The 22,474-nt window shown below is 38.5% G+C and carries 25 protein-coding genes; 14 read left to right on the top strand and 11 right to left on the bottom strand.

Annotation, left to right across the window (positions count from 1 at the left end; translation table 11 throughout):
* Positions 1–180 precede the first annotated feature (180 nt).
* Positions 181–1,350, top strand: coding sequence for an IS256 family transposase (locus RGU12_RS13795; protein WP_309535743.1), 1,170 nt, complete (start codon positions 181–183; stop codon positions 1,348–1,350).
* A gap of 476 nt (positions 1,351–1,826) precedes the next feature.
* Here RGU12_RS13795 and RGU12_RS13790 read toward each other — a convergent pair whose 3' ends face one another.
* Together RGU12_RS13790 and RGU12_RS13785 are read right to left on the bottom strand one after the other, a co-directional pair.
* Positions 1,827–2,993, bottom strand: a complete 1,167-nt coding sequence (locus RGU12_RS13790) for a chromate transporter (protein ID WP_309536611.1) — start codon at positions 2,991–2,993, stop codon at positions 1,827–1,829.
* A 17-nt stretch (positions 2,994–3,010) separates the two neighbouring features.
* Complete coding sequence (locus RGU12_RS13785; RefSeq protein WP_309536610.1) at positions 3,011–3,319, bottom strand: PadR family transcriptional regulator; 309 nt, start codon at positions 3,317–3,319, stop codon at positions 3,011–3,013.
* A gap of 176 nt (positions 3,320–3,495) precedes the next feature.
* On the opposite strand from RGU12_RS13785, the gene RGU12_RS13780 reads away from it, so the two are divergent.
* Positions 3,496–4,191 carry an AIM24 family protein gene (locus RGU12_RS13780; RefSeq protein ID WP_309536609.1) on the top strand — a complete coding sequence of 232 codons (696 nt, stop codon included), beginning with the start codon at positions 3,496–3,498 and terminating at the stop codon, positions 4,189–4,191.
* Positions 4,192–4,245: 54 nt separating this feature from the next.
* Here RGU12_RS13780 and RGU12_RS13775 read toward each other — a convergent pair whose 3' ends face one another.
* The 3 genes from RGU12_RS13775 to RGU12_RS13765 form a co-directional block, all read right to left on the bottom strand.
* Positions 4,246–5,214, bottom strand: a complete 969-nt coding sequence (locus RGU12_RS13775; RefSeq protein WP_309536608.1) for a glycoside hydrolase domain-containing protein — start codon at positions 5,212–5,214, stop codon at positions 4,246–4,248.
* A gap of 397 nt (positions 5,215–5,611) precedes the next feature.
* On the bottom strand, positions 5,612–5,896 hold the full coding sequence (locus tag RGU12_RS13770; protein ID WP_309536607.1) for a phage holin family protein: 285 nt from the start codon (positions 5,894–5,896) through the stop codon (positions 5,612–5,614).
* 154 nt (positions 5,897–6,050) lie between these two features.
* Positions 6,051–7,259: an MFS transporter gene (locus RGU12_RS13765; RefSeq protein ID WP_309536606.1), complete on the bottom strand. Its 1,209-nt coding sequence runs from the start codon at positions 7,257–7,259 to the stop codon at positions 6,051–6,053.
* A 188-nt stretch (positions 7,260–7,447) separates the two neighbouring features.
* Between RGU12_RS13765 and RGU12_RS13760 the strand changes: the two genes are divergently transcribed.
* The 3 genes from RGU12_RS13760 to RGU12_RS13750 are packed head-to-tail and all read left to right on the top strand — an operon-like array spanning position 7,448 to position 8,572.
* Positions 7,448–7,714 (top strand): hypothetical protein, encoded by a 267-nt coding sequence (locus tag RGU12_RS13760; RefSeq protein ID WP_309536605.1) that lies wholly within the window; start codon positions 7,448–7,450, stop codon positions 7,712–7,714.
* Positions 7,715–7,727: 13 nt separating this feature from the next.
* Positions 7,728–8,210: a hypothetical protein gene (locus tag RGU12_RS13755; RefSeq protein WP_309536604.1), complete on the top strand. Its 483-nt coding sequence runs from the start codon at positions 7,728–7,730 to the stop codon at positions 8,208–8,210.
* Complete coding sequence (locus tag RGU12_RS13750) at positions 8,207–8,572, top strand: hypothetical protein (RefSeq protein ID WP_309536603.1); 366 nt, start codon at positions 8,207–8,209, stop codon at positions 8,570–8,572. The genes RGU12_RS13755 and RGU12_RS13750 overlap by 4 nt, the downstream gene beginning before the upstream one ends.
* A gap of 299 nt (positions 8,573–8,871) precedes the next feature.
* Here RGU12_RS13750 and RGU12_RS13745 read toward each other — a convergent pair whose 3' ends face one another.
* Complete coding sequence (locus tag RGU12_RS13745; RefSeq protein ID WP_309536602.1) at positions 8,872–9,129, bottom strand: CGCGG family putative rSAM-modified RiPP protein; 258 nt, start codon at positions 9,127–9,129, stop codon at positions 8,872–8,874.
* Positions 9,130–9,350: 221 nt separating this feature from the next.
* Here RGU12_RS13745 and RGU12_RS13740 point away from each other — a divergent pair, with 221 nt between their 5' ends.
* Positions 9,351–10,364 (top strand): acyltransferase family protein, encoded by a 1,014-nt coding sequence (locus RGU12_RS13740; RefSeq protein ID WP_309536601.1) that lies wholly within the window; start codon positions 9,351–9,353, stop codon positions 10,362–10,364.
* A gap of 115 nt (positions 10,365–10,479) precedes the next feature.
* Here the strand turns inward: RGU12_RS13740 and RGU12_RS13735 are convergent, their stop codons facing one another.
* Complete coding sequence (locus RGU12_RS13735) at positions 10,480–10,725, bottom strand: DNA alkylation repair protein (RefSeq protein WP_116352232.1); 246 nt, start codon at positions 10,723–10,725, stop codon at positions 10,480–10,482.
* Between the two features lie 118 nt (positions 10,726–10,843).
* Between RGU12_RS13735 and msrA the strand changes: the two genes are divergently transcribed.
* From msrA to RGU12_RS13720, 3 genes are all read left to right on the top strand, one after another.
* A complete protein-coding gene (msrA, locus tag RGU12_RS13730) occupies positions 10,844–11,806 on the top strand; it encodes a peptide-methionine (S)-S-oxide reductase MsrA (RefSeq protein WP_309536600.1) in 963 nt (320 codons plus the stop codon).
* Between the two features lie 252 nt (positions 11,807–12,058).
* Positions 12,059–12,259, top strand: coding sequence for a cold-shock protein CspD (gene cspD / locus RGU12_RS13725; protein ID WP_077618477.1), 201 nt, complete (start codon positions 12,059–12,061; stop codon positions 12,257–12,259).
* A 345-nt stretch (positions 12,260–12,604) separates the two neighbouring features.
* Positions 12,605–13,774: an IS256 family transposase gene (locus RGU12_RS13720; RefSeq protein WP_309535743.1), complete on the top strand. Its 1,170-nt coding sequence runs from the start codon at positions 12,605–12,607 to the stop codon at positions 13,772–13,774.
* Positions 13,775–14,172: 398 nt separating this feature from the next.
* Here RGU12_RS13720 and RGU12_RS13715 read toward each other — a convergent pair whose 3' ends face one another.
* Positions 14,173–15,039 (bottom strand): LysR family transcriptional regulator, encoded by an 867-nt coding sequence (locus tag RGU12_RS13715; protein ID WP_309536599.1) that lies wholly within the window; start codon positions 15,037–15,039, stop codon positions 14,173–14,175.
* A gap of 115 nt (positions 15,040–15,154) precedes the next feature.
* On the opposite strand from RGU12_RS13715, the gene RGU12_RS13710 reads away from it, so the two are divergent.
* Entirely contained in the window at positions 15,155–16,441 is a 1,287-nt protein-coding gene (locus RGU12_RS13710) for an NCS2 family permease (protein ID WP_309536598.1), read from the top strand.
* A gap of 33 nt (positions 16,442–16,474) precedes the next feature.
* Here the strand turns inward: RGU12_RS13710 and RGU12_RS13705 are convergent, their stop codons facing one another.
* Entirely contained in the window at positions 16,475–16,870 is a 396-nt protein-coding gene (locus tag RGU12_RS13705) for a nuclear transport factor 2 family protein (RefSeq protein ID WP_309536597.1), read from the bottom strand.
* 183 nt (positions 16,871–17,053) lie between these two features.
* On the opposite strand from RGU12_RS13705, the gene RGU12_RS13700 reads away from it, so the two are divergent.
* The gene (locus RGU12_RS13700) at positions 17,054–17,449 is read left to right on the top strand and encodes a VOC family protein (RefSeq protein ID WP_309536596.1); all 396 of its coding nucleotides are present in this window, start codon (positions 17,054–17,056) and stop codon (positions 17,447–17,449) included.
* A 275-nt stretch (positions 17,450–17,724) separates the two neighbouring features.
* Positions 17,725–19,503: an adenine deaminase C-terminal domain-containing protein gene (locus RGU12_RS13695; RefSeq protein ID WP_309536595.1), complete on the top strand. Its 1,779-nt coding sequence runs from the start codon at positions 17,725–17,727 to the stop codon at positions 19,501–19,503.
* A 76-nt stretch (positions 19,504–19,579) separates the two neighbouring features.
* On the opposite strand, the gene RGU12_RS13690 is transcribed toward RGU12_RS13695, so the two are convergent.
* Positions 19,580–20,470, bottom strand: coding sequence for a LysR family transcriptional regulator (locus RGU12_RS13690; protein ID WP_309536594.1), 891 nt, complete (start codon positions 20,468–20,470; stop codon positions 19,580–19,582).
* Positions 20,471–20,634: 164 nt separating this feature from the next.
* On the opposite strand from RGU12_RS13690, the gene RGU12_RS13685 reads away from it, so the two are divergent.
* Positions 20,635–21,324, top strand: a complete 690-nt coding sequence (locus RGU12_RS13685; RefSeq protein WP_309536593.1) for a CoA transferase subunit A — start codon at positions 20,635–20,637, stop codon at positions 21,322–21,324.
* Positions 21,325–21,337: 13 nt separating this feature from the next.
* Positions 21,338–21,997: a CoA transferase subunit B gene (locus tag RGU12_RS13680; RefSeq protein WP_309536592.1), complete on the top strand. Its 660-nt coding sequence runs from the start codon at positions 21,338–21,340 to the stop codon at positions 21,995–21,997.
* 171 nt (positions 21,998–22,168) lie between these two features.
* On the opposite strand, the gene RGU12_RS13675 is transcribed toward RGU12_RS13680, so the two are convergent.
* The gene (locus tag RGU12_RS13675) at positions 22,169–22,462 is read right to left on the bottom strand and encodes an EthD family reductase (RefSeq protein ID WP_309538255.1); all 294 of its coding nucleotides are present in this window, start codon (positions 22,460–22,462) and stop codon (positions 22,169–22,171) included.
* Positions 22,463–22,474 lie beyond the last annotated feature (12 nt).

Raw genomic sequence — 22,474 nt, 5'->3', positions numbered from 1 at the left:
GCGATAATCGTACCACCATTTTTGTAATTTAGAAGAGTGATGGTATGATAAGGCGTTATTCGTACCGTTAATTTAGTATTTTAGATAAAGTCCATATAATTGTGTAAAAAGAAAAAGAGTCAAATTTATTCCTCTTGTCTACAATGTTAACAGCGACGAAAACAATGAGGAGGAATTAATTTGACTCAACTTCAGTTTAACCTAAATATTGAAGATTTAAAAGATGCTGTAATGAATTCTGAAATAGACTCTGTTGTCAAAGCATCGGTGGTCTTGGTCTTAAATACGGTGATGGAAAAAGAACGTGATGAATATTTAAATGCTGGATCTTATGAGCGTACAACTGAACGCCGAGACTATAGAAACGGCTATTATGAACGTGATCTTATTATGAGTATGGGGAGAATTACCCTAAGAGTACCTCGTACACGTAATGGGGATTTTTCGCCGTCTATTTTTGAAAAATATGCACGTTGCGATCAGGCGTTTGTTCTTTCCATGCTTGAAATGGTTGTTAATGGAGTATCCACTAGAAAAGTAACGAATATTGTAAAAGAGTTATGTGGAGAAGGATTTTCAAAGTCATTTGTTTCCTCATTAACAGAAAAGCTGGACCCAATTGTTAATACATGGGCTAATCGGCCACTAAACACAAGATATTATCCTTATATTTTTGCAGACGCTATGTACATTAAGGTAAGGGAGCATAATCGTGTTGTATCTAAAGCTGTATATATTGCAACTGCAATTACTGAAAACAATTGTCGGGAAATCCTCGGTTTAAAAGTCGACCATGCTGAAGATTATGAGGCTTGGAAGGGATTTTTTCAGTACCTAAAATCCCGTGGTCTACAATCACCGAAATTAATCATATCTGATGCCCATAAGGGCTTAAGGAAGGCAATTGCTAAGGAATTTATAGGAACAGCTTGGCAACGCTGCACCGTACATTTCAAACGAAATATCTTTCAACAAATGCCTAAAAAAGGAATGGATGAGCAAAAACTTGGTTTGAAAAGGATCTTTGAAGCTATTGAAGTTGATGATGCAAGGAAATTCAAAGAAGAATTTTTGACTCGTTTTGGCGATAACCCTAAACTAGAAAAAGCTATCGCAGTATTAGAAGAGGGCTTCGAAGATGCAATACAATACTTAAATGAAAAAGGAAAATATCATCAATATATACATACAACTAATTCATTAGAGCGATTGAATCAAGAAGTTAGGCGAAGGGAAAGAGTAATTAGGATTTTTCCCAATACACAATCTGCCTTTAGACTAATAGGAGCTGTATTAATGGATATTGCGGAAACACAGGAAGGTAAGGTACTTCCAATAGGTAAAGGATAGGCACGAAGCGCGAGAATTTTTTTGGTATTGAAGGGGGTACCCCCTTCAATACCAAAAAAATTAATATAATCTGTTTAACAATGTAACATTAGGAAAAAGACTTTTACACAAAATCAAGGGCTTGACTGTATTTTAAAAGAGTGATGGTATGATTAAGCGATAATTGTACCATCATTTTGGTATTTACGAAGATTGAGGTTACGATTAAGCGATAATCGTACAACCATTTTTGTAATTTCCAAGAGTGAGGGTAAGATTAGGCGTTAATCATACCCTCAATTTGATATTTACGGAAAGTGAGGGAACAATTTGGCGATAATCGTACCCTCATTTTGATATTAATGTAGATTGAAGGTAAGATTAAGCGGTAATCTTGCCCAGATATCGGTGTTTTCAAAGAGTTAGCCAAAATTCTTAGCCTACATATTTTATTTTTCAACGAAGAGGTATAAAAAAAAGACTACCAAACTGGTAGTCTAGAACAAACCTATAACGGCTCCACCGATAGCTCCCGTCACAACCACAATCCAAGGCGGCAGCTTCCAATAGACAAGCATGCTGAACAAAACTGCAGCAAATGCAAAATCAATTGGCGCAAATACAGTGCTGGTCCATATTGGGTGATAGAAAGCGGAGATCAAAATCCCAACCACTGCTGCGTTTACCCCCATTAAAGCCCCTTTAATTTTAGGATTGCGTCGGAGAGAATCCCAGAAAGGGAGTGTTCCTAAAATAAGTAAAAACGCTGGAAGGAAAATAGCGACTGTTGCAAGTAGTCCACCTTGCCAACCATTCATCACGGCACCAAGATAAGCAGCAAACGTGAAGAGTGGACCCGGAACAGCTTGTGCTGCACCATATCCGGCTAAAAATGCTTCTTCACTAAGCCATCCTGTTGGTACAAATTCACGCTCCAATAAAGGTAAAACAACATGCCCACCACCAAAAACAAGTGAGCCAGAACGATAAAAACTGTCAAACATCGCAATCCATTCCAAGGAAGTAACTTCCCTTAAAATGGGCAAAACAATCAGCAAACTAAAAAACAATGTCAAACAAATAGCAGCAAACCGACGAGAGATTGGAAACTGTAGATTTGCAGTTTCGTTGTCTGTTTGATTTTTAAATATGACAAATCCTATGATTGCTGCAATGAGAATTATTCCTACCTGTGTAAAGGCTGTTTGCCATAATAGTGTTCCTACTAACGCAAACAGAGCTAGTGATTTTCGGGGTAAATCCGGTGTTAGCTTTTGCGCCATACCAAGGATGGCATGTGCCACGACGGCGATAGCAACTAATTTTAAACCATGAATCCAGTCTGCAGTTCCAACATCTAAACCTTGAAGAATGATGGCGAAAATAATCAGTGCAATCACGGATGGGAGGGTGAATCCAAGAAACGAAACAATACCACCGAGTACACCCGCACGCATGACACCTATGCCGATTCCCACCTGACTGCTTGCTGGCCCGGGTAGAAACTGACACAAAGCAACCAGGTCCGCATACGTTTTTTCATCCATCCATTTTCTTCTGCGGATGTATTCTTCGTGAAAATAGCCTAAATGGGCAACAGGTCCTCCGAAGGATGTTAATCCTAGTCTAGTTGAGACGAAAAGAATCTCTAGTAAATTTTTCATTCTATTCTCCTTTCAAATTAATCCTTAATTTCTTTAAAAAGCTCATAGGCTTTATTTCTTGCTTCGATAAGGATGGAACTTCCTTTTTCAGTGGTTGTATAATATTTTCTAATTTTTCCTTCTACATTTTTTTCCTCTTTTCTTAAAAGTCCATCTGATTCCATACTGTGGAGTATTGGGTAGAGCGTTCCAGAGCTAATGTTATAGCCGTGCTCTCTCAATTCTTCGAGCATCCATGCACCGTAAATGGGGTGCTCCTGTGCATGATGTAATATATGTATTTGAATAAACCCAAGAAAGAGTTTTCGTAATATCTTATCTTCCACTTTATGTACCACCAATCAACTTAATATAGAAAGCCAATATCGAAAACCGATATCGAAATTATAGCATGTAAGTCTGATTTTTTAAAGTCACATAGAGAATGTTTACAAAAGCTTTACATAATGAAACTTTTTACTATTTGAATCGTAAAACAAACTAACGAAAGGATGTGGGTGAAATGAGTAAATATTTGATTGCGGAATTTATTAAAAATACGGAGCAAGAGGACAAAGGGGAAGGTCTATTTGAATTAGAAACTCCAAGAATGCTCGAGGTAAATCTTAATGGCATGGTTTGGGCAAAAGCGGGTTCGATGGTTGCGTATAATGGGAAAATCAAGTATGAACGAGAGGGAATTCTTGAGCATGGTCTAGGAAATATGTTTAAAAAAGCATTGACAGGAGAAGGGGCATCTTTGATGAAAGCGAACGGGCAAGGTAAGCTATACTTGGCCGATAGTGGGAAAAAAATCATCATCCTTCAGCTGCAAAATGAAGCAATTTACGTGAATGGAAATGACCTTTTAGCCTTTGAACCATCCTTAAAGCACGAAATCAAGCTAATGAAACGAGTTGCTGGAATGATGGCAGGTGGATTGTTTAATGTTCGATGTGAGGGAAGTGGAATGTTGGCAATTACAACTCATTACGAGCCTCTCACATTGCGGGTAACCCCAGGGAAACCGGTTGTAACCGACCCGAATGCAACAGTTGCCTGGTCAGGAAATCTTCAGCCAGAGTTCCAAACCGATATCTCATTTAAAACCTTCGTCGGACGTGGAAGTGGGGAGTCAATCCAAATGAGATTTGAAGGAGATGGATTTGTTATCGTTCAGCCGTATGAAGAGGTTTACATGCAGCAATCGAATAGTTGATTCGTATAGTGGAAGCATGAGAAAAGGATCTCATGCTTCTATTTTGTTTACAAACTAGGGTCCCCACAACACATCGACGAGTTCTCGTTTGAATAGATTGGTGTCAATGTTGCAGCTTTTTGATTCAAGACCATATTGCCAACCCCATGCGAGTGAGCCTTCCGGGGCTGATGGGTTAAATTCTGGTGCTTTTGATTCTGCCGTAATCCCTACGCTCGGTGCGGCTGTCCAAATATAGTTTTGTTCGAGGATAGCACCATTGCTTTTTCCAGCTTTTTGATAGGCTTTAAACAAAGCTTGTTCAGGGTCAAACACTCCATAAATTCCAGATTTGTATTTTGAACCTACGATTGTATCAAACCAGCCTTTAATAAACTCTGAATCTACGGGATAGTCCGGTTCAATATCGGCAAAGATGGCGACTCCCTCAGGGACGCCTATTTCACCTGCTAACTTAAGTGCTTCCTTTGCATGTGCTACACCATTATCGTAACCGGTAGCGTCATTAAAGTGATTGTAGATTGGTAGGATAAAATCTCCTTCAGCATGTATGGTTTTCACTTGCTCAGCTGTAAGGCCAACTGAGATTCCATCACGCCCGCCAATGTAACGACCAAACACAACAGGGTCACCGAAGTTTTCTTTTACACAAGCATAAAAATCCTGGGTAGTTTCACTGGCCGAATCGATTCCCCAAACGATTTCGGGCAGATTATCACTAGGTTTTTTCGTTTCATTCTTGTTTTGATCTTGTTGTTCTTGTTTATTGTTTTCATTATTTTGGTCTGTTTGTTGTTGTTTTTCCTGCGCTTTTTGTTTGTCTTCTTCATGTTTTTGATTTTCTTCTGCTGGAGGCTTTTGATTATGATCTATGTTTGCAGGAGGGGGAGTCGGTGGTGATTCTGTGGCAGGAGTCGTTGTTGCAGGATTTGGTTTGTCCTCTGTTACATAGAAATACACCCCACAGCATAAAAGGAAGCCGATGACAGCAGCTATAACCAGATTAAATACTTTTTCTGTCATTTTATCACCTCACTTTGATACTATCTGTATCATATGAAAGGACTGTGTGTACGGTGTGGGTCTGGGCTGGTGTGGTTTCACCAACCTATAAAGTGAGGAGCGTGGCAATGAAAGGTATTGTGAAAAATGGAAAAGGTCAAGTCATAAATGTTATATATGAAAAGGGATTTGGATAAATATAGAAAAACCCATAACATAAACCCATCTATGAATAAAATTTGGAATACATGCTACGGCAAGTATTCTGGTCATACAAAATTTAAACCGCGGCATCTGTGAACGCGGTTTAAATTTATTCCTTAGGTTCTTCGAAAATTGGTCAATTCCATTTAAGTAAGGATGATTTTCTTTACATGTTGTATCTAAATATCGATGTGATCTCAACTAAGTCTTATGGTTATTCATCCTTTTTATTTATAGCTGAGTTGATACCGTGGATGGTGTTTTTGATAAGGTCTTCGGAGATCATGGTTGCTCCTGTGACTAGAATGGCCTGGACAACGGATTGGATAATAAACCCATAGTATAGAAGACAGGCGAAGATCGCGAAGCTTAACTGAATCCATCTATGTGTCCATTCTGGAATGAAGGGTGTTTCTTTTAAAATGAGGCCAATGAAATAGAGAACTGGAATTAAAATAAACGCATCTTGACGAATATATAATTTTAAGTTGAGATCCATTTTTTCACCTACAAGATTCAAATTCTTTAGGATAAAATATTCGTGAAAGACGGGATTGGTCATTAGGAAATTAAACTTTCTGAAAAATGTTGAATGAGTTTTAAACACACAAAAAACGCTAGGTTGATAGCCTAGCGTAATCGTGTCCACCTATTTATTTCTTTGCAAGGAGCTGTTGTTTTACCGTGCGTTTCTGTTGATCAACATTTAAGTATGCTGTCGCTACTGCAACTAGAAGCAATGCGCCTGTTACGGTGAACAGGATTTGTGTTGGAAATAAGCCACCGAGTAAACCACCTAATAGCGGACCAATCATTCCGCCGATTTGGTTTGCTGTTTGGTTTAAGCTGAATGCTCTGCCCCGGAAATCTTCTGGAGTTGATTTGACGACTAATCCGTTTAACGCAGGGAAGACCGCACAGAAGAATACGCCATAGACAAAGCGTATGAAAGAAAAGCCCCAGATTTGGGTAAAGACGATTTGAGCTAAAGTACCGATTGCTGCCCCTAAAAGTCCGATAAATAGGACGCGGTGGAAACCAACCTTATCCGCCCATTTACCCCATATAGGTGCAAAAAGTGCACTTGCTAGACCAGGTAAGGAAATGACAAAACCAGTAAGTAAGGTCGCATGGTTTGTATGGCTTGCAATATCAGCAATGTATAAGGGCAAGATCGGATCGATAATCATCGTAGAACAGCTGACCATAAGCGTCAGAATTAATACAAGCAAGAATGGGCGGTTGTTTATCGCAATGCGAAAGTCTTTGATAACAGAGCCTTTTTCCTTGTTTGCTTTGAAATTTTCCTCTTTTACGAAAAAGATAATTAAAATTGTTGCCAGTAAGACTATGATTCCTGCACTGGCAAACGCCCAGCGATTACCCCAAAGCTCTGCCATTCCTCCTCCTAAAAGAGGACCTAGAATCATCCCTGTTGCTGCCGCAGATGAAATCATCGAAAGGGCATAACCCACCTTTTTCGTTGGAGTGTTAGTACCTACAAGGGCAATGGAGCCAGGTATAAATCCACTTAGTAAACCTTGCATTAACCGTAGACCTAATATTTGATAAGCATTTGTCACGAAAGCCATTAACGTGTAAACAAGAAAAAGGGCAAATCCTGCCCGAACGATCATTGGTTTGCGTCCGTATTTGTCGGCAATTCTTCCCCAAAACGGAGTCGCAAATGCACCCGCAAAAAAGGCGGCCCCGTAGATTAGTCCAGACCATAATTCAGTGTGGTCGTGCACCCCGATTTCCAATAGGAAAATTGGTAAAAATGGAATAACCATCGAAAAACCGGAAGCCGTAAAAAAGACACCAATCCAGAGAACCCATAAATTTCGTTGCCAAGTCGGCATATCTTTTTCCATCTCCTAAACTTTTCTTCATATACTAGTAGACTAATAATATCACAATTGGAGATTATTTTCATTATCGAAACTTTCGGATTCAGAAATATTCTAATTGAATAGTTGGTTGAAAATTACAAAAGTAATCTTTTTGGATTTGGAAAAATATGTTATCCTAATTGATGGGAGGTGCAAGCATGACCAAACTTATTCGTATGTTCATTTTGTTTGTATTTGTCAAGTTAACTTTTACATTGTTTTTGAAAGGATTAGAGCTCTGGTCCCTTGGGACAAATGTGAATGGCGATGGTATTTGGGTTCATTTTTTAGGATTGGAAATTGATGATCGTGTACCGGAAAAAATCATACCGGTATATTCAATCTGCTTTTTTATTGCAAGTTTACTGACATTATTGATTACCTTCATCCTTGCACCCAAAACATATTTTAGAAGGTTTGGTTAGAGTGGGCTCCATTTTGAAGAGGACAATAAGAGTATTAATTTTAATGTTTATTGTGATTTGCTTGTTCGCGGGCGGACAGTATTTTTATATAAAGAATTTATATTTGAACCCTCATCATGTTGTTGAGCAAATACTTGAAGAGGCAAGGAATGACAAAGAGAGCAGTTCATACATAGTTGAGGAAAGCCAGTGGGATTCGAATAAGGCAGATTCAGTTTTTAAAAATGTAAGAGAACCCATTAATTGGCATGAATTTAAGGGTTTTGTACAACAATGTAAGTTTGAGTTGACCTATGATAATGGAGAGGCAACTTATGAAATAATGAAGGAACTATACAAAGATAAACATCGTTATGTGGGGGTTGTTTGTTTTAAATATGATCCGGAAAATGGACAGGAATTAGGAGTAAGGGACTCGTATACACTTCTCGTTGAGTACATTGACAGTTCCTGGACAGTGGTTGGGGTAGGCAAAAAAGCGGAGGAAACAAAATGAGATATATAAGAATCTATTTACTGATATTTATTATTCTCTTAATTAGTGGTGCTTGTCATGACCGTTCGCCTGCTACTCCTATTCCTGCGGATTTTTTAGTTAATGAGAATGCAGATATTTTTATGTTGGATGGGATTGTCTATTCAAATGTGCAGGATGTTGATTGGCTACAAGGACTTGAGTATACAATTGGGGAGCAGGTGGGTGAGATTAAAAAGCAGTCAAATAAGACATTTGGTTTTAGTGACGGAACAGCGAATGTCCTACCTGTTGGAACGAAAATATATGAAACAGATACACCAGTATATATTGCCATTGAGGATGGAAAAGAAATCCGTTATATACAAATGCTAGAAGGATAAAAAGAAATACTCAGCGGATTGATCTGAGTATTTTTTTAATGGGGAAAATAAATCTGAAGGGACTCGCTTACATTAGCCAGTTGAAAAAAGTCACGAAAATCTGGGAGGATTTCAATTGTTTCATAGTTTGCGAGCGGGACTTTTTGTTTCACGATTTGGTCTTTCATAAAAATCAGTAAACCATCCTCAATTTGTATATGAGAAAAAAAGAAACCGTCACGAGCAATTAATTGCTCGTCCTCGTACCAATTACGACCACTTGTTGGTTTCCATAGGTTAATAGTTTTTGTACCAATTCTTTATTTTTTCCAGACGCGTAAAACATAGCCACCACACCCACATTGATCAATGAATTTATAGGTCACATCAGAATCATATTTTCGACTTATGGCTTCTGCAAAATAATGAACCGGGTTGCCAAAGCTTGCCGGAGTGACAAGATTGACATAACAGCCACTTACCGTTTCCTCGATTGCCATTAACCCATCCTCGATAACTAGAGCTCGGTTATGCTGATAATCCCCATGTTCTAAATCTATCGACCAATCCTTTTCCATACCATCACCTCAAGTTCATTATAGAGCTGATTATGGTAAAAGTAGATGATATGAATCACAGGGGAAAAGTTGTTACAGTTTGTTTCAATTTGATTAAGATTTTTCAGTATAATTACAAACGGGTCTTAGTCTTTAAAAAGATATTTACAAATCAAAGACATCGGAATAAAATACCTTCCTGCGATGCTATAATACGATAACAATAGTATGGAGGTTTTATGATGGCTGCTAAGCGAGAGTATTATTTTGATAACGCAAAGTTTATCCTAATATTCCTTGTTGTCTTTGGACATTTTATCCAGCCTTTTATAGATGATCATAAAATCATCATGACAATTTACCACTTTGTCTATTCCTTTCACATGCCTGCATTCATTTTGGTATCGGGATATTTTGCAAAGGGATTTAAGAAGGAAGGCTACATTAAAAAGACAGCGAAAAAGTTGTTAATTCCGTATTTAATTTTTCAACTAATTTATACGATTTATTACTACTTCCTATATAATGGGCAGTCGCTCTTATTCGAACCATTTAATCCGCAATGGTCACTTTGGTTCCTCATTAGTTTATTCTGTTGGAATGTGATGCTTTATGGCTATACGAAGCTACCGATGAAATGGTCGTTAGCACTTGCGGTTATTGTTGGGGTAGGAGTAGGTTATATTCCATTTGTGGAGAATTATTTAAGTTTATCACGGACATTTGTCTTTTTCCCTTTATTCTTATTAGGGTTCTATTGTAAAAAAGAGCATTTTATTGCATTAAAACGTCCGGCGGTCCAGGTAGGATCAGCGATACTCCTGTTGGCGATTTTTATTGGATATTATTTTGTTCCGGATTTCAATACAGGTTGGCTGTTGGGGTCAAAGTCGTATGAGACACTTTCACAGGAAAATCTAGGCGGGCTCATAAGACTAGCAGTTTATGCAATATCAATTGTTATGACAATTGCATTTTACTCCTTATTACCGAAAAATAAATATTTCTTCACAAGCTGGGGAACACATACATTGTATGTCTATCTACTTCATGGCTTTGTGATTAAATATTTCCGAAACAGCGAATGGCTTGATGTGATTAATGATAGTGGGAATTTTGCAATACTGGTGATCGCATCCCTAATATTAACATTGCTACTATCATCCAAAACAATCCGTGCAATTACCCAGCCACTCATCGAACTCCGAATCTCCATTATCAAGCGATTCTTCCGTGTAAAACAGGAAGGGTATTAAGGAACCATAGGGACGGTTCTCTTGGTCCAGTTGATTACTGGTAACCCAAGGGAATGGTCCCTTTTGTGTGTTTTGGGGGAACCACAAGAACCGTCCCTGTGGCACCCGTGGCCACTTATCCTTTATAGTTTTGGGCTCTTTTGACGAAGGATTGTTCGTCTTCGATAAGGCCACATACGCCGCATTGTACTTTGATTTCTGGACCGCGGTATGGGACATGGAACGGGTCAAGGTTTGCTGTGTATTCTTCAACAATTTCTCCACTTTGAGGGTCCATTTTAACCGACTTTGGCACTTGTTCAATAATATTAAATCTTGAGCGATTGGTTTTACAATTAGGACATAAGTAAGGACTACTCATTTTTGCACCTCCTATTTTTTACTTTTTCCTTTTCTGCAATAAATATGAGCGTATTTTTTTGAACACGCGCTAGAAGTGATATAATGAAACCAAACAAAAGGAGAAAGGAAGAGGGCAAATGGAAAATACACATGAAAAAGTAGAAAAAGCAACCTTCGCAGGCGGCTGCTTCTGGTGTATGGTAAAGCCGTTTGATACGCAGCCAGGAATTATTGAGGTTGTTTCAGGTTACACAGGGGGAACGAAAGAGAACCCTACGTATGAAGAGGTATGTTCTGATACAACAGGACACTACGAAGCCGTTCAAATTACATATAATCCAGACATCTTTCCTTATGAAAAACTAGTTGAACTTTATTGGCAGCAAATCGACCCAACTGATGCGGGTGGACAATTTTACGATCGTGGAGATTCCTATCGCACAGCGATTTTCTATCATACAGAGGATCAGAAAGAAATTGCGGAGGAATCGAAACAAAAGCTTGCTGAAAGCGGGATTTTCTCAAAACCGATCGTTACTCCAGTTCTTCCGGCAAAGGAATTTTACCGTGCGGAAGAGTATCATCAGGATTATTATAAGAAGAAACCGGAACATTACAATCGTTATCGCAAGGGCTCTGGAAGGGATACATTTATTAGAAAGCATTGGGCTGCAAAGGAATTTGAAGAGGCGAAGAAAAACCTGACAGACATGCAGTACTATGTGACACAAGAACAAGGTACAGAGCCACCGTTTCAAAATGAGTTTTGGAACAATACAAATGAAGGCATTTATGTCGATATTGTTTCAGGCAAGCCATTGTTCAGTTCGTTGGATCAATATGATGCAGGCTGTGGATGGCCCAGCTTTACAAAGGCGATTGATGCAAAAGAAATCGTAGAAGAGCTTGATACATCTCATGGTATGATTCGTACGGAGGTTAGAAGCAATACAGCAGACTCACATTTAGGTCATTTGTTTTATGATGGTCCTGGTCCAACTCGTATGCGTTATTGCATCAACTCCGCAGCTCTACGTTTTATACCGAAAGAAGATCTTGAAAAAGAAGGCTACGGAGAATACGCGAAGCTTTTTCATTAAAAAGCATGTCTATACACCAACTGTGAAAAAATGACTATTTTCATAATTGTTAGTTGACTCTGGTAAGCTAGAATGCTATGATGAAATAGACCATTTTGTTGCGTTATATAAGTTTAAAGAAAGAAAGAACGTTAATTTCGGCTTATCTTCTGAAGTTATATGTGAATTTGTTTTAGATTTATGTAAGTGTACAATGGTTAAATTTTTCGATGCACAAATGCTTTGTGTGTTCATTTTTAGGAGGCATATTTCATGCAAAATGGTAAAGTAAAATGGTTTAACAGCGAAAAAGGATTCGGTTTCATCGAAGTACAAGGTGGAGACGATGTTTTCGTACACTTCTCAGCAATCCAAGGCGATGGCTTCAAAACTTTAGAAGAAGGTCAAGAAGTTTCTTTCGAAATCGTTGAAGGTAACCGTGGACCTCAAGCATCTAACGTAGTTAAATTATAATTTAACCTATAAATAAGAACTCAAAAACAGTCCTACACTTGTGGGGCTGTTTTTTTATTGGGTTTTGGATCGGTAGAACAGGAACGGTGTACCAGATAGGGGGCATGAGAGGAAGTTTTTGCATGTGTTTCATGAGTGGTTTATGATCGAAGGTATGAATACTGGTTAATCATACCCTCACTGGTAGTAATGTAAATGACAGAAGGTATGAATACTGGCTAATCATCCCCTCACATGTTGTAATGTAAGATAAAGTCCATATAATTGTGTAAAAAGAAAAAGAGTCAAATTTATTCCTCTTGTCTACAATGTTAACAGCGACGAAAACAATGAGGAGGAATTAATTTGACTCAACTTCAGTTTAACCTAAATATTGAAGATTTAAAAGATGCTGTAATGAATTCTGAAATAGACTCTGTTGTCAAAGCATCGGTGGTCTTGGTCTTAAATACGGTGATGGAAAAAGAACGTGATGAATATTTAAATGCTGGATCTTATGAGCGTACAACTGAACGCCGAGACTATAGAAACGGCTATTATGAACGTGATCTTATTATGAGTATGGGGAGAATTACCCTAAGAGTACCTCGTACACGTAATGGGGATTTTTCGCCGTCTATTTTTGAAAAATATGCACGTTGCGATCAGGCGTTTGTTCTTTCCATGCTTGAAATGGTTGTTAATGGAGTATCCACTAGAAAAGTAACGAATATTGTAAAAGAGTTATGTGGAGAAGGATTTTCAAAGTCATTTGTTTCCTCATTAACAGAAAAGCTGGACCCAATTGTTAATACATGGGCTAATCGGCCACTAAACACAAGATATTATCCTTATATTTTTGCAGACGCTATGTACATTAAGGTAAGGGAGCATAATCGTGTTGTATCTAAAGCTGTATATATTGCAACTGCAATTACTGAAAACAATTGTCGGGAAATCCTCGGTTTAAAAGTCGACCATGCTGAAGATTATGAGGCTTGGAAGGGATTTTTTCAGTACCTAAAATCCCGTGGTCTACAATCACCGAAATTAATCATATCTGATGCCCATAAGGGCTTAAGGAAGGCAATTGCTAAGGAATTTATAGGAACAGCTTGGCAACGCTGCACCGTACATTTCAAACGAAATATCTTTCAACAAATGCCTAAAAAAGGAATGGATGAGCAAAAACTTGGTTTGAAAAGGATCTTTGAAGCTATTGAAGTTGATGATGCAAGGAAATTCAAAGAAGAATTTTTGACTCGTTTTGGCGATAACCCTAAACTAGAAAAAGCTATCGCAGTATTAGAAGAGGGCTTCGAAGATGCAATACAATACTTAAATGAAAAAGGAAAATATCATCAATATATACATACAACTAATTCATTAGAGCGATTGAATCAAGAAGTTAGGCGAAGGGAAAGAGTAATTAGGATTTTTCCCAATACACAATCTGCCTTTAGACTAATAGGAGCTGTATTAATGGATATTGCGGAAACACAGGAAGGTAAGGTACTTCCAATAGGTAAAGGATAGGCACGAAGCGCGAGAATTTTTTTGGTATTGAAGGGGGTACCCCCTTCAATACCAAAAAAATTAATATAATCTGTTTAACAATGTAACATTAGGAAAAAGACTTTTACACAAAATCAAGGGCTTGACTTAATGTGTAAATGACAGAAGGTACGAATAGTGGCTAATCATCCCCTCACTGGTAGTAATGCAAAGACAGAAGGTACGAATACTGGCTAATCATCCCCTCAAAGGTTGTAATGTAAATGACAGAAGGTACGAATAGTGGCTAATCATCCCCTCACAGGCAGTAATGCAAATGACAGAAGGTACGAATAGTGGCTAATCATCCCCTCACTGGTAGTAATGCAAACGACAGAAGGTACGAATAAGGGTTAATTTTACGAACGCTGGTGTAATAATTAAGATAATTCCTTTTTTACCAACGCAATAAAGTTCTTAGCTGGAGTTGAGACATAGTGATGCTCAAGCCAAATCATTCCTAATGAGGAATACATCGTTGTATCTTTTATCGGAGCAGAATATAGATCTCCATCTCCATACACATCCAATACGGATTTAGGCACGATCGTTGCTCCCATTCCACCTTTAACCATTTCCATTAATACATGCATATCTGAGCACTCCGCAATACTCGTAAATTGGAGTTTTTGTTTTGAGAAGGCTTCGTGAATGATGTTATAGCTCCCCAAACCTTCAGTACTCGGAATAATAAGTGGCACTTGTGAGATCGTTTCAAGCGAAACCATATCCGTTTTCGTTTTACTCACAAAAACAAATGGCTCGCTAAGAAGGTGTTCATATATGAAACCTCGATGCTCAAGCGGAAGGCGTACGAATGCCATTTCAATCGCCCGTGATTTAACCATTTCCGCTAGATAATAAGAGTCATTCTGAACGACTTTCAATGTCACAAGCGGATATTTTTTATGGAAGGCTTGAATCATGCCGGAAAAACCCGAAACAGATAATGTGTTTATTCCCACAGCCAGAACACCTTTTGTTCCTTCTTCTGTTTCATGAATTTCATGTTTAATTTCCTCAACACTGTTCACGAGATGTAATGCACGTTGATAAAGAATAGCGCCTTTATCGGTTAACTCCATGCTTTTGCCATTTCGCTCAAATAATTTAACACCAAGCTCTTCCTCCAACTGTTTTAGCTGCATACTTAATGGAGGTTGTGACATATGAAGCCGGTTTGCAGCTGCTGTTATATTCTTTTCCTCCGCTATGGCGATGAAATAACGTAATTGTTTTATGTCCATTTATTTCTCCTTCTATACGAAAAAAGTATGGTTTCTATATAAATTATATATTTTTCATATGGTGTAAGTCCATGTTATGATAAGAATCGTTTTCACGGATAGAAAGGTGATATAAATGGAGCGATTTTTTAACTTAAAACATCATGGAACTACAATTGGAAAAGAATTCTCTGCAGGATTCATTTCATATATAACGGTAGTCTACATTATTATTGTCAATGCAACGATTCTAGCAGCAGCGGGAATTCCAATGGAGGCAGGAATCATTGCAACGATCTTAACTAGTTTTTTTGGATGTGTAATTATCGGGTTATGGAGTAACACTCCAATTCTCCTCATTCCTGGAATGGGTCTAAATGCGATGTTTACTTATACAATCGTGCAATCTGGGGGATTCACTTGGCAGGAAGCGCTGGCGATGGTCTTCGTTTCAGGACTAATCTTTGTGGTGATTGCTTTTACCCAGATGGCAAAGGTAATTACTTCCTCCATCCCCAATTCTTTAAAAGAAGCGATAACGATTGGGATTGGAGTACTATTGATTTTAATCGGGTTTGACAATGCGGGGATTATTACAAGCTCTGAGCACACGTTACTTGCTATAGGAGATTTAAGTAGCCCTTCAGTACTCGTCACTTTTATTGGTTTAATTATCACAGTCTTATTATTTATTAAAAATGTACCTGGAAACCTGTTATTAAGTATTTTAATTACATCGGTGTTATCAATTTTGTTTGGTGGAGCCAAGCATGAAAGTATTTCCTTCTCAACACCAAATATTCATGAGTACTTGGGGGTCTTTGGCCAATTATCATGGGCAGAAGCAGGGAATCTTGTTTTCTGGTTAACTTCCATTTCATTAGCAATGGTGCTCGTCTTTGAAAACATTGGTTTGATTCATGGACATAGCAATATGCTAAAACGACCGGAAAGTAGTAAAAAATCTCTTCAAGCAACTGCGGTGTCTGTTTTATCTTCAGGAGTCTTTGGAACAAGTCCCACAGTCGCATCTGTGGAAACAGCTGCTGGAATCACAGCTGGGGGAAGAACAGGACTAACCAGTATTGTTACGGGGGTTATGTTCTTACTTTCCATGTTATTTATACCTGTTATTAAAATGGTCCCGGCAAGCGCGGTTTCACCGATTTTAATCTTAATCGGCGTTCTTATGTTGCAAAACATCGTAAACATTTCGACGGATGATTTTACAGAGAGTTTTCCAGCACTTCTTATCATTGTGCTGATTCCATTAACATATAGCATTGCAGATGGTATGGCGATTGGCTTTATTTTATATCCTGTAATGAAGCTGTTAATGGGAAAAGGAAAGGAAATTCATCCTGCACTTTATATGATAGCACTTTTATTTATTAGTAATTTTGTGATTCAGTATATATATTAAAAAAAGCAGTCCTTTGGGGGGCTGCTTTCATTTTTAGAACATCCCATTTTCATTGGGAGAGTTCTCTGGGATGAGTTGTCCAATATCCCATAATTCAACAACTTTGTCGTCTTTGAAACGAAAGATATGTACAACAGCTGCTCCAAGGTCATCGGGATTTTGCCTAACGTGCGAGTATACTGTAACCATTTCTCCTTCTTGAATGGCAAGCTTTACCTCAAAAATTTTGTGAGGATTTTGGACTTCGTTTTCTTCCATGGCTAGCATGAGGCTTTCTGCATCGCTACGAAAAAAGGGATTGTGGTGGGAAAAATCAGCACCTACATATCTCTCATATGCTTCTCGGATTTTTCCTGAAACGATTAGATTTAAAAACGATATGGCTGTTTCTTTGAGTGAAGGGTGTAGTGATTGTTGATCTGTTGTCATTTGTACCATCCTTTTTTCTCCGAAGTCTACTGTATAAAAGAGCCTATGTCAATTGAATGAATCTAAAAGTCTAAATGACTTTGAATATTATTTATTATTTTTTCCGATAATGAAAAAGGTGTTTCAAGACTAAGGTAGAATTTACATAGTGTGGAAAAATTTGTGGATGGGCTGGTGGATATGATGGGAAGATTAATTCATTTTGAAATTCATGTAGACGACATGGAACGAGCAAAAACGTTTTATGGCGAAGTATTTGGTTGGAAGTTTGAGGATTGGAGCGATTATGCTGGGATGCCTTATTTCGGAGCGGTGACGGGGGATGAAAATGAACTTGGTATAAACGGAGCGTTGATGCAACGGCAAAGTCCTCCTCCAGGAGCGAATCAACCTTTGAATGGCTATGCTTGTACAATGGGTGTAGAAGATTACGATACGACTGAGCAAAAAATTATGGCGAGTGGTGGAAAGGTAGCAATGCCAAAGTACGCGCTTCCTGGAATGGCTTGGCAGGGTTACTTTGTGGATACAGAGGGAAATATCTTTGGGATCCATCAGCCGGATGAGAATGCGAAATAAATTTTTAAAGTTCCGAACGAATAATAAGGTCTTTTGTCCCTACAAGGGGTGAAAGGCCTTATATTTGTATTATGATTCTCGATATACAAAGTAACAAGAAAGTCGGTATATAAGCTCGCATCTATCGGGCTTCTTTTTTTATAGGAATATACTTAATTTTTTATAAACTCAAGCAATATAATTGACAGGTACAATCACTTCTTATTAATATTATGTTATATAAACGAAGGTTAGCAAAACGTAATGTGTGTTTTTAAATAGGGGGAGTGAGAGGTTTGAGGCTTAGAGCAAAACGTAGTGATCTAGTGGAAGTAGCAAAAGGGAATATACCTGCCGATCTATATATTAAAGGTGGGACTGTTATCAATGTGTATTCAGGCGAATTTTTAAAGTTAAATGTGGCTGTGTATAAGGATAGTATTGCATATGTTGGCGAAAGTGAAGCGATGGTTGGCGAACACACGAAGGTCATACATGCGGAAGGAAAGTATGTATCACCAGGGTTTATCGAGGCGCATTCCCACCCATGGGTTGTTTATAATCCAATCAGCATCACGAGCAAGGTGTTGCCACTTGGTACAACTACATCTGTTAATGATAATTTATTTTTCTATTTACATATGGGTGCTAAAGGTTTCAAGGACATGGTTCTTGATTTAAAATCGTTACCTGGAAATTTCCTTTGGCTTGTTCGACTTGTTTCTCAGGCGGATTATCCTGGAGAACGTGACTGGTATAACCATCAGGATATTCAGGAACTACTTGCAATGGAAGAGATTGTTGGCTCAGCAGAAGTCACACGCTGGCCGCTCCTTTATAATGGTGATCCATTTTTACTTGATACAATGGATTATGTAAAAGAAATCGGTAAAGTATCTGACGGGCATACATCTGGCTGTTCGTATGAAAAATTAAATGCAATTGTAGCATCAGGGGTAACAGCATGCCATGAAGCAATCACAGCAAAGGAGGCACTAGATCGATTACGCTTAGGAATGTGGACGACATTGCGAAACAGTTCACTCAGACCAGATCTTGAAGAAGTGATTAAAATGATTACTGAAGGAAACGTGAACACAAGCCGAATTGTGATGACAACAGATGGACCACATCCAGGATTCATTGAAAGGGAAGGCTTTGTTGATGGACTTGTGCGCAAAGCGGTTGAACTCGGTGTCCCTGTAATGGATGCGATTCAGATGGTCACAGTTAATGCAGCGACTTATCTACGCTTGGAGGATTATATCGGTGGTATTGGTCCGGGTAGAAAGGCAGATATTCTCTTACTTCCGGATCTAGTTGACTTCCGACCTGAAAGAGTTATCGCGAGCGGTGAAGTCGTGGCAGAGGATGGCCAATTATTAGCATCGATGCCAGAGATAGATTGGAGAAAATACGTTGTTCGTGAAGCTTTTGAATTTCCAAAATCGGTTCTAGAGAACCCGGAACTCTATCTATACCCACATCCAGATGATAATAAACCATTACCCGTTTCCTATTTTAAAAGTAATGTAATCACTGCGAGGAAGGATACAATGATTCCTTCAGTTAATGGATTTGCGGATCTGTCTAATCACGAAGGCCTTATGTATTCAGCATTAATTGATCGTCGAGGAAATTGGGTGAGTAAGGCCGTCTTAGAACGATTTGCTGTGACGCTAGATGGAATGGCCTCGACCTATAATACGACGACAGAATTGTTAACAGTCGGAAGAAATCCGCAAGCCATGGCAATAGCGGCTACAAGGGTTCATGAGATTGGTGGGGGAATTGTCATTGTTGATGGTGATGAAATCATCCTTGAAATTCGGCTTCCTCTTACAGGTATGATGACAACAAATCCTTCATTTGAAAAAGCTGTAGAGTATCATGATAAACTACTTAAAACTTTACAGGATCGAGGCTTCCCATTCCATGATATTCTGTACACATTGTTATTCCTAACTTGCGATTTCTTACCGGGATTACGCTTAGTTCCATATGGATTGTATGAAGTGAAGCGGGATGAAATTTTATTGAAGGCTGAAGCTCTTGGATCGGGAGTAACGAAGTAGTATAAATAAAAAACCTACAAACACTAAAATAGTGATATTTGTAGGTTTCTTTGTTTTTGGAAACTATATTTTTAACTCAGTATATATTTTCATAAAATTCCTCACCGAGAAACTTTAACAAAGCCCGGACCGCGAAGGATTGGTACCTGTCTTTTTTCGTAATGACTACAAGCTCCCACATCGGGGGAGAGTCTAGTGGAATCTTGTTAATTTGGGTCCCATCCATTTTAGAATAGATGGATTTTGGTAGTAGAGTAATCCCGAGTTGGGCAATAACCAATTCTGTAATCAAGTCCCATTGTGAACTTACATAAGCGATTTTAGGGGAAAATCCGGCGTGTTGACAATGTTGAATAATCAAGTTATGTAAGGCGAATTCTTGATTAAAGAGAATAAAAGATTCATTTTCAAGTTGTTCTAGTTTAACAGTTTTCTCATTCGATAATAAATGCATGGGATGAGTGAAAAGCGTAAATTCTTCCTTGATGAATGGGTGAACCATAAACTTATTGTGATCTGTTGGATTTACGACAATGCCCACATCAACTTGCCCCTCATCGACTAAATGTTCAATCCGTTTGGCTCCAAGTTCGATCAATTCTAACGATACCTGAGAATGCTGCATGCCGTATTTTTGGGCGATCGTTGGAAAGAAAAGTGTGCCAATTAAGGGAGGAATCCCTATTTTAATATTTCCAGTTGGCAGGTTCATTAAATCATCTAATAAGGTATGAAGTTCATGGGTGGCACCTAGGATCTTAGATGCTTGCTTATACACTATTTCACCGGCATCCGTTAATATCAGTTTTCTAGTTGAGCGTTCGAATAGTTCAACCTTAAGATCCGTTTCTAATTTTTTGACGGATTTACTCAAGGTAGGTTGCGAAATATAGGTGTTAACCGCTGCTTTGGTAAAACTTCCGTAATCGACAACTTCCATAAAGTAGCGTAAATCTTTTAATTCCATTGGTCCTCCTTATATTCCAATTCGTAATAAAGTTTATTCTTATTATTCATTTTACGGATAAATCGGACTGTTGTAAAATTTTATTAAGAAGATAATGAAAATTTAGAAACGAATAAAGCTAAAGGACAAATTGTCTCATTTTTATATAACAGGAGGGGTAGAAAATGAAAACAATCTTTACAAGCTTTGAAGAAGCTGTAAGCGGTATCAAAGACGGAATGACACTGATGGTAGGTGGATTCGGTCTTGTTGGAATTCCAGAAAATCTAATACTTGGCCTTCGTAAAACAAACGTAAAAGATTTAACTGTTATATCCAACAACTGTGGAGTGGATGATTGGGGCCTTGGGATCCTTCTACAAAATAAGCAAATCAAAAAAATGATCTCCTCATATGTGGGGGAAAACAAAGAGTTTGAAAGGCAGGTTTTAAGCGGAGAATTAGAGGTTCAACTCGTACCACAAGGATCTCTAGCGGAGAAAATTCGTGCAGGTGGTGCGGGGATTCCTGCATTCTACACGCCAGCAGGAGTAGGAACTCCAATTGCAGAGGGACGCGAAACAAGAGAGTTTAACGGAAAAGAATATTTACTGGAAGAAGGATTAACAGCGGATTTTAGTCTAGTAAAGGCATGGAAAGCGGATAAATTAGGAAATTTAGTTTATCGTAAAACAGCACAAAACTTTAATCCTATGATGGCAGCTGCGGGGAAGGTCACCATTGCCGAGGTAGAAGAGATTGTTGAGGTTGGCGAACTGGATCCAAATGAAATTCACACACCAAGTATCTATGTTCAAGGACTGATTGTAGGGAAGCATGAAAAACGAATTGAGCGTCTGACTGTTAGAGATTAAGGGAGGTAATTAAATGTCTAATAATGTGAGAGTGAAAATTGCACAAAGGGCGGAGCAGGAAATTCAAGACGGTAATTATGTGAATCTGGGAATTGGCATGCCGACGATGGTAGCAAATTATATTTCTGACAATAAACATGTGGTTTTACAATCGGAAAATGGTTTATTGGGAATTGGTCCATATCCTACGAAAGAAGAGGTCGACCCCGACTTGATTAATGCCGGTAAAGAGACAGTCACAGCGATGACAGGTGCAAGCTTTTTTAGCAGTGCCGAATCCTTTGCGATGATTCGCGGAGGACATATCGATATTGCTATTTTAGGCGGGATGGAAGTGGATGAGAAAGGGGATTTGGCCAACTGGATGATTCCGGGAAAGATGATTAAAGGCATGGGCGGTGCGATGGATTTAGTTCACGGTGCGAAAAAGACGATTGTCATCATGGAGCATGTGAATAAGCACGGACAGCCCAAAATTCTAAAAAAATGTAGCCTTCCACTCACAGGTCAAAAAGTAGTCGATCGAATTATTACGGACAGAGCTGTTATTGATGTAACTCAGGATGGGTTGGAATTAGTTGAGGTGGCAAAAGGGTATAGTGTTCAGGATGTAGTGGAATCAACTGAAGCGGAATTGATTGTTTCTGACGACGTAAAAATTGAAGCATATTAATTTAACGGTGAAAACCTCCAATCATTTGGCTTTGGAGGTTTTTCTGTACAAAAGATTAGAGAAAAATAGTTATATATGGTTAAATAATGGCTATGTCCGCTAATTGTCGATTGAGCCCAACATAAAGTGGGTCTAAACTTGCTACTGGACGTGGCAATCATTTTAAAATAGCTATTCCACAATCATTATTATCGGTGGCTTATTTAAGTATTGAAATAGATTTGGACCGTCTGCTTCCGCTTCTTTTGCTTCTGTGCTTGAAAAGGCTTCAGTTAGTTTTTCTATATTCTCAAACTCTAAAACAGTTATTAGATATGGGTTTAAATCCGTATTTTGAGAATCAACTATACGATGCACGGAATCTTTTAGAATGTTTGGGATTTTACGACCTAATGGAACATGAACATTATAGTAATGTTTGTCAAAAGCCTCTTTGTCCTTTGGTTCCTCATACATGATGATCATTTTCGCCAAATC

It is taken from the genome of Ferdinandcohnia sp. QZ13, assembly GCF_031324165.1.
Lineage (GTDB): Bacteria > Bacillota > Bacilli > Bacillales > Bacillaceae_L > Ferdinandcohnia.
This window is presented reverse-complemented; position numbering and strand designations above follow the sequence as displayed.

Excerpts from the sequence above, each read along its gene's own strand:
- RGU12_RS13790 (WP_309536611.1), bottom strand. The coding sequence starts at position 2,993 with ATGAAAAATTTACTAGAGATTCTTTTCGTCTCAACTAGACTAGGATTA.
- RGU12_RS13780 (WP_309536609.1), top strand. The coding sequence starts at position 3,496 with ATGAGTAAATATTTGATTGCGGAATTTATTAAAAATACGGAGCAAGAG.
- RGU12_RS13775 (WP_309536608.1), bottom strand. The coding sequence starts at position 5,214 with ATGACAGAAAAAGTATTTAATCTGGTTATAGCTGCTGTCATCGGCTTC.
- RGU12_RS13770 (WP_309536607.1), bottom strand. The coding sequence starts at position 5,896 with ATGGATCTCAACTTAAAATTATATATTCGTCAAGATGCGTTTATTTTA.
- RGU12_RS13765 (WP_309536606.1), bottom strand. The coding sequence starts at position 7,259 with ATGCCGACTTGGCAACGAAATTTATGGGTTCTCTGGATTGGTGTCTTT.
- RGU12_RS13760 (WP_309536605.1), top strand. The coding sequence starts at position 7,448 with ATGACCAAACTTATTCGTATGTTCATTTTGTTTGTATTTGTCAAGTTA.
- RGU12_RS13750 (WP_309536603.1), top strand. The coding sequence starts at position 8,207 with ATGAGATATATAAGAATCTATTTACTGATATTTATTATTCTCTTAATT.
- RGU12_RS13745 (WP_309536602.1), bottom strand. The coding sequence starts at position 9,129 with ATGGAAAAGGATTGGTCGATAGATTTAGAACATGGGGATTATCAGCAT.
- RGU12_RS13740 (WP_309536601.1), top strand. The coding sequence starts at position 9,351 with ATGGCTGCTAAGCGAGAGTATTATTTTGATAACGCAAAGTTTATCCTA.
- RGU12_RS13735 (WP_116352232.1), bottom strand. The coding sequence starts at position 10,725 with ATGAGTAGTCCTTACTTATGTCCTAATTGTAAAACCAATCGCTCAAGA.
- msrA (WP_309536600.1), top strand. The coding sequence starts at position 10,844 with ATGGAAAATACACATGAAAAAGTAGAAAAAGCAACCTTCGCAGGCGGC.
- cspD (WP_077618477.1), top strand. The coding sequence starts at position 12,059 with ATGCAAAATGGTAAAGTAAAATGGTTTAACAGCGAAAAAGGATTCGGT.
- RGU12_RS13715 (WP_309536599.1), bottom strand. The coding sequence starts at position 15,039 with ATGGACATAAAACAATTACGTTATTTCATCGCCATAGCGGAGGAAAAG.
- RGU12_RS13710 (WP_309536598.1), top strand. The coding sequence starts at position 15,155 with ATGGAGCGATTTTTTAACTTAAAACATCATGGAACTACAATTGGAAAA.
- RGU12_RS13705 (WP_309536597.1), bottom strand. The coding sequence starts at position 16,870 with ATGACAACAGATCAACAATCACTACACCCTTCACTCAAAGAAACAGCC.
- RGU12_RS13700 (WP_309536596.1), top strand. The coding sequence starts at position 17,054 with ATGGGAAGATTAATTCATTTTGAAATTCATGTAGACGACATGGAACGA.
- RGU12_RS13690 (WP_309536594.1), bottom strand. The coding sequence starts at position 20,470 with ATGGAATTAAAAGATTTACGCTACTTTATGGAAGTTGTCGATTACGGA.
- RGU12_RS13685 (WP_309536593.1), top strand. The coding sequence starts at position 20,635 with ATGAAAACAATCTTTACAAGCTTTGAAGAAGCTGTAAGCGGTATCAAA.
- RGU12_RS13680 (WP_309536592.1), top strand. The coding sequence starts at position 21,338 with ATGTCTAATAATGTGAGAGTGAAAATTGCACAAAGGGCGGAGCAGGAA.
- RGU12_RS13675 (WP_309538255.1), bottom strand. The coding sequence starts at position 22,462 with ATGATCATCATGTATGAGGAACCAAAGGACAAAGAGGCTTTTGACAAA.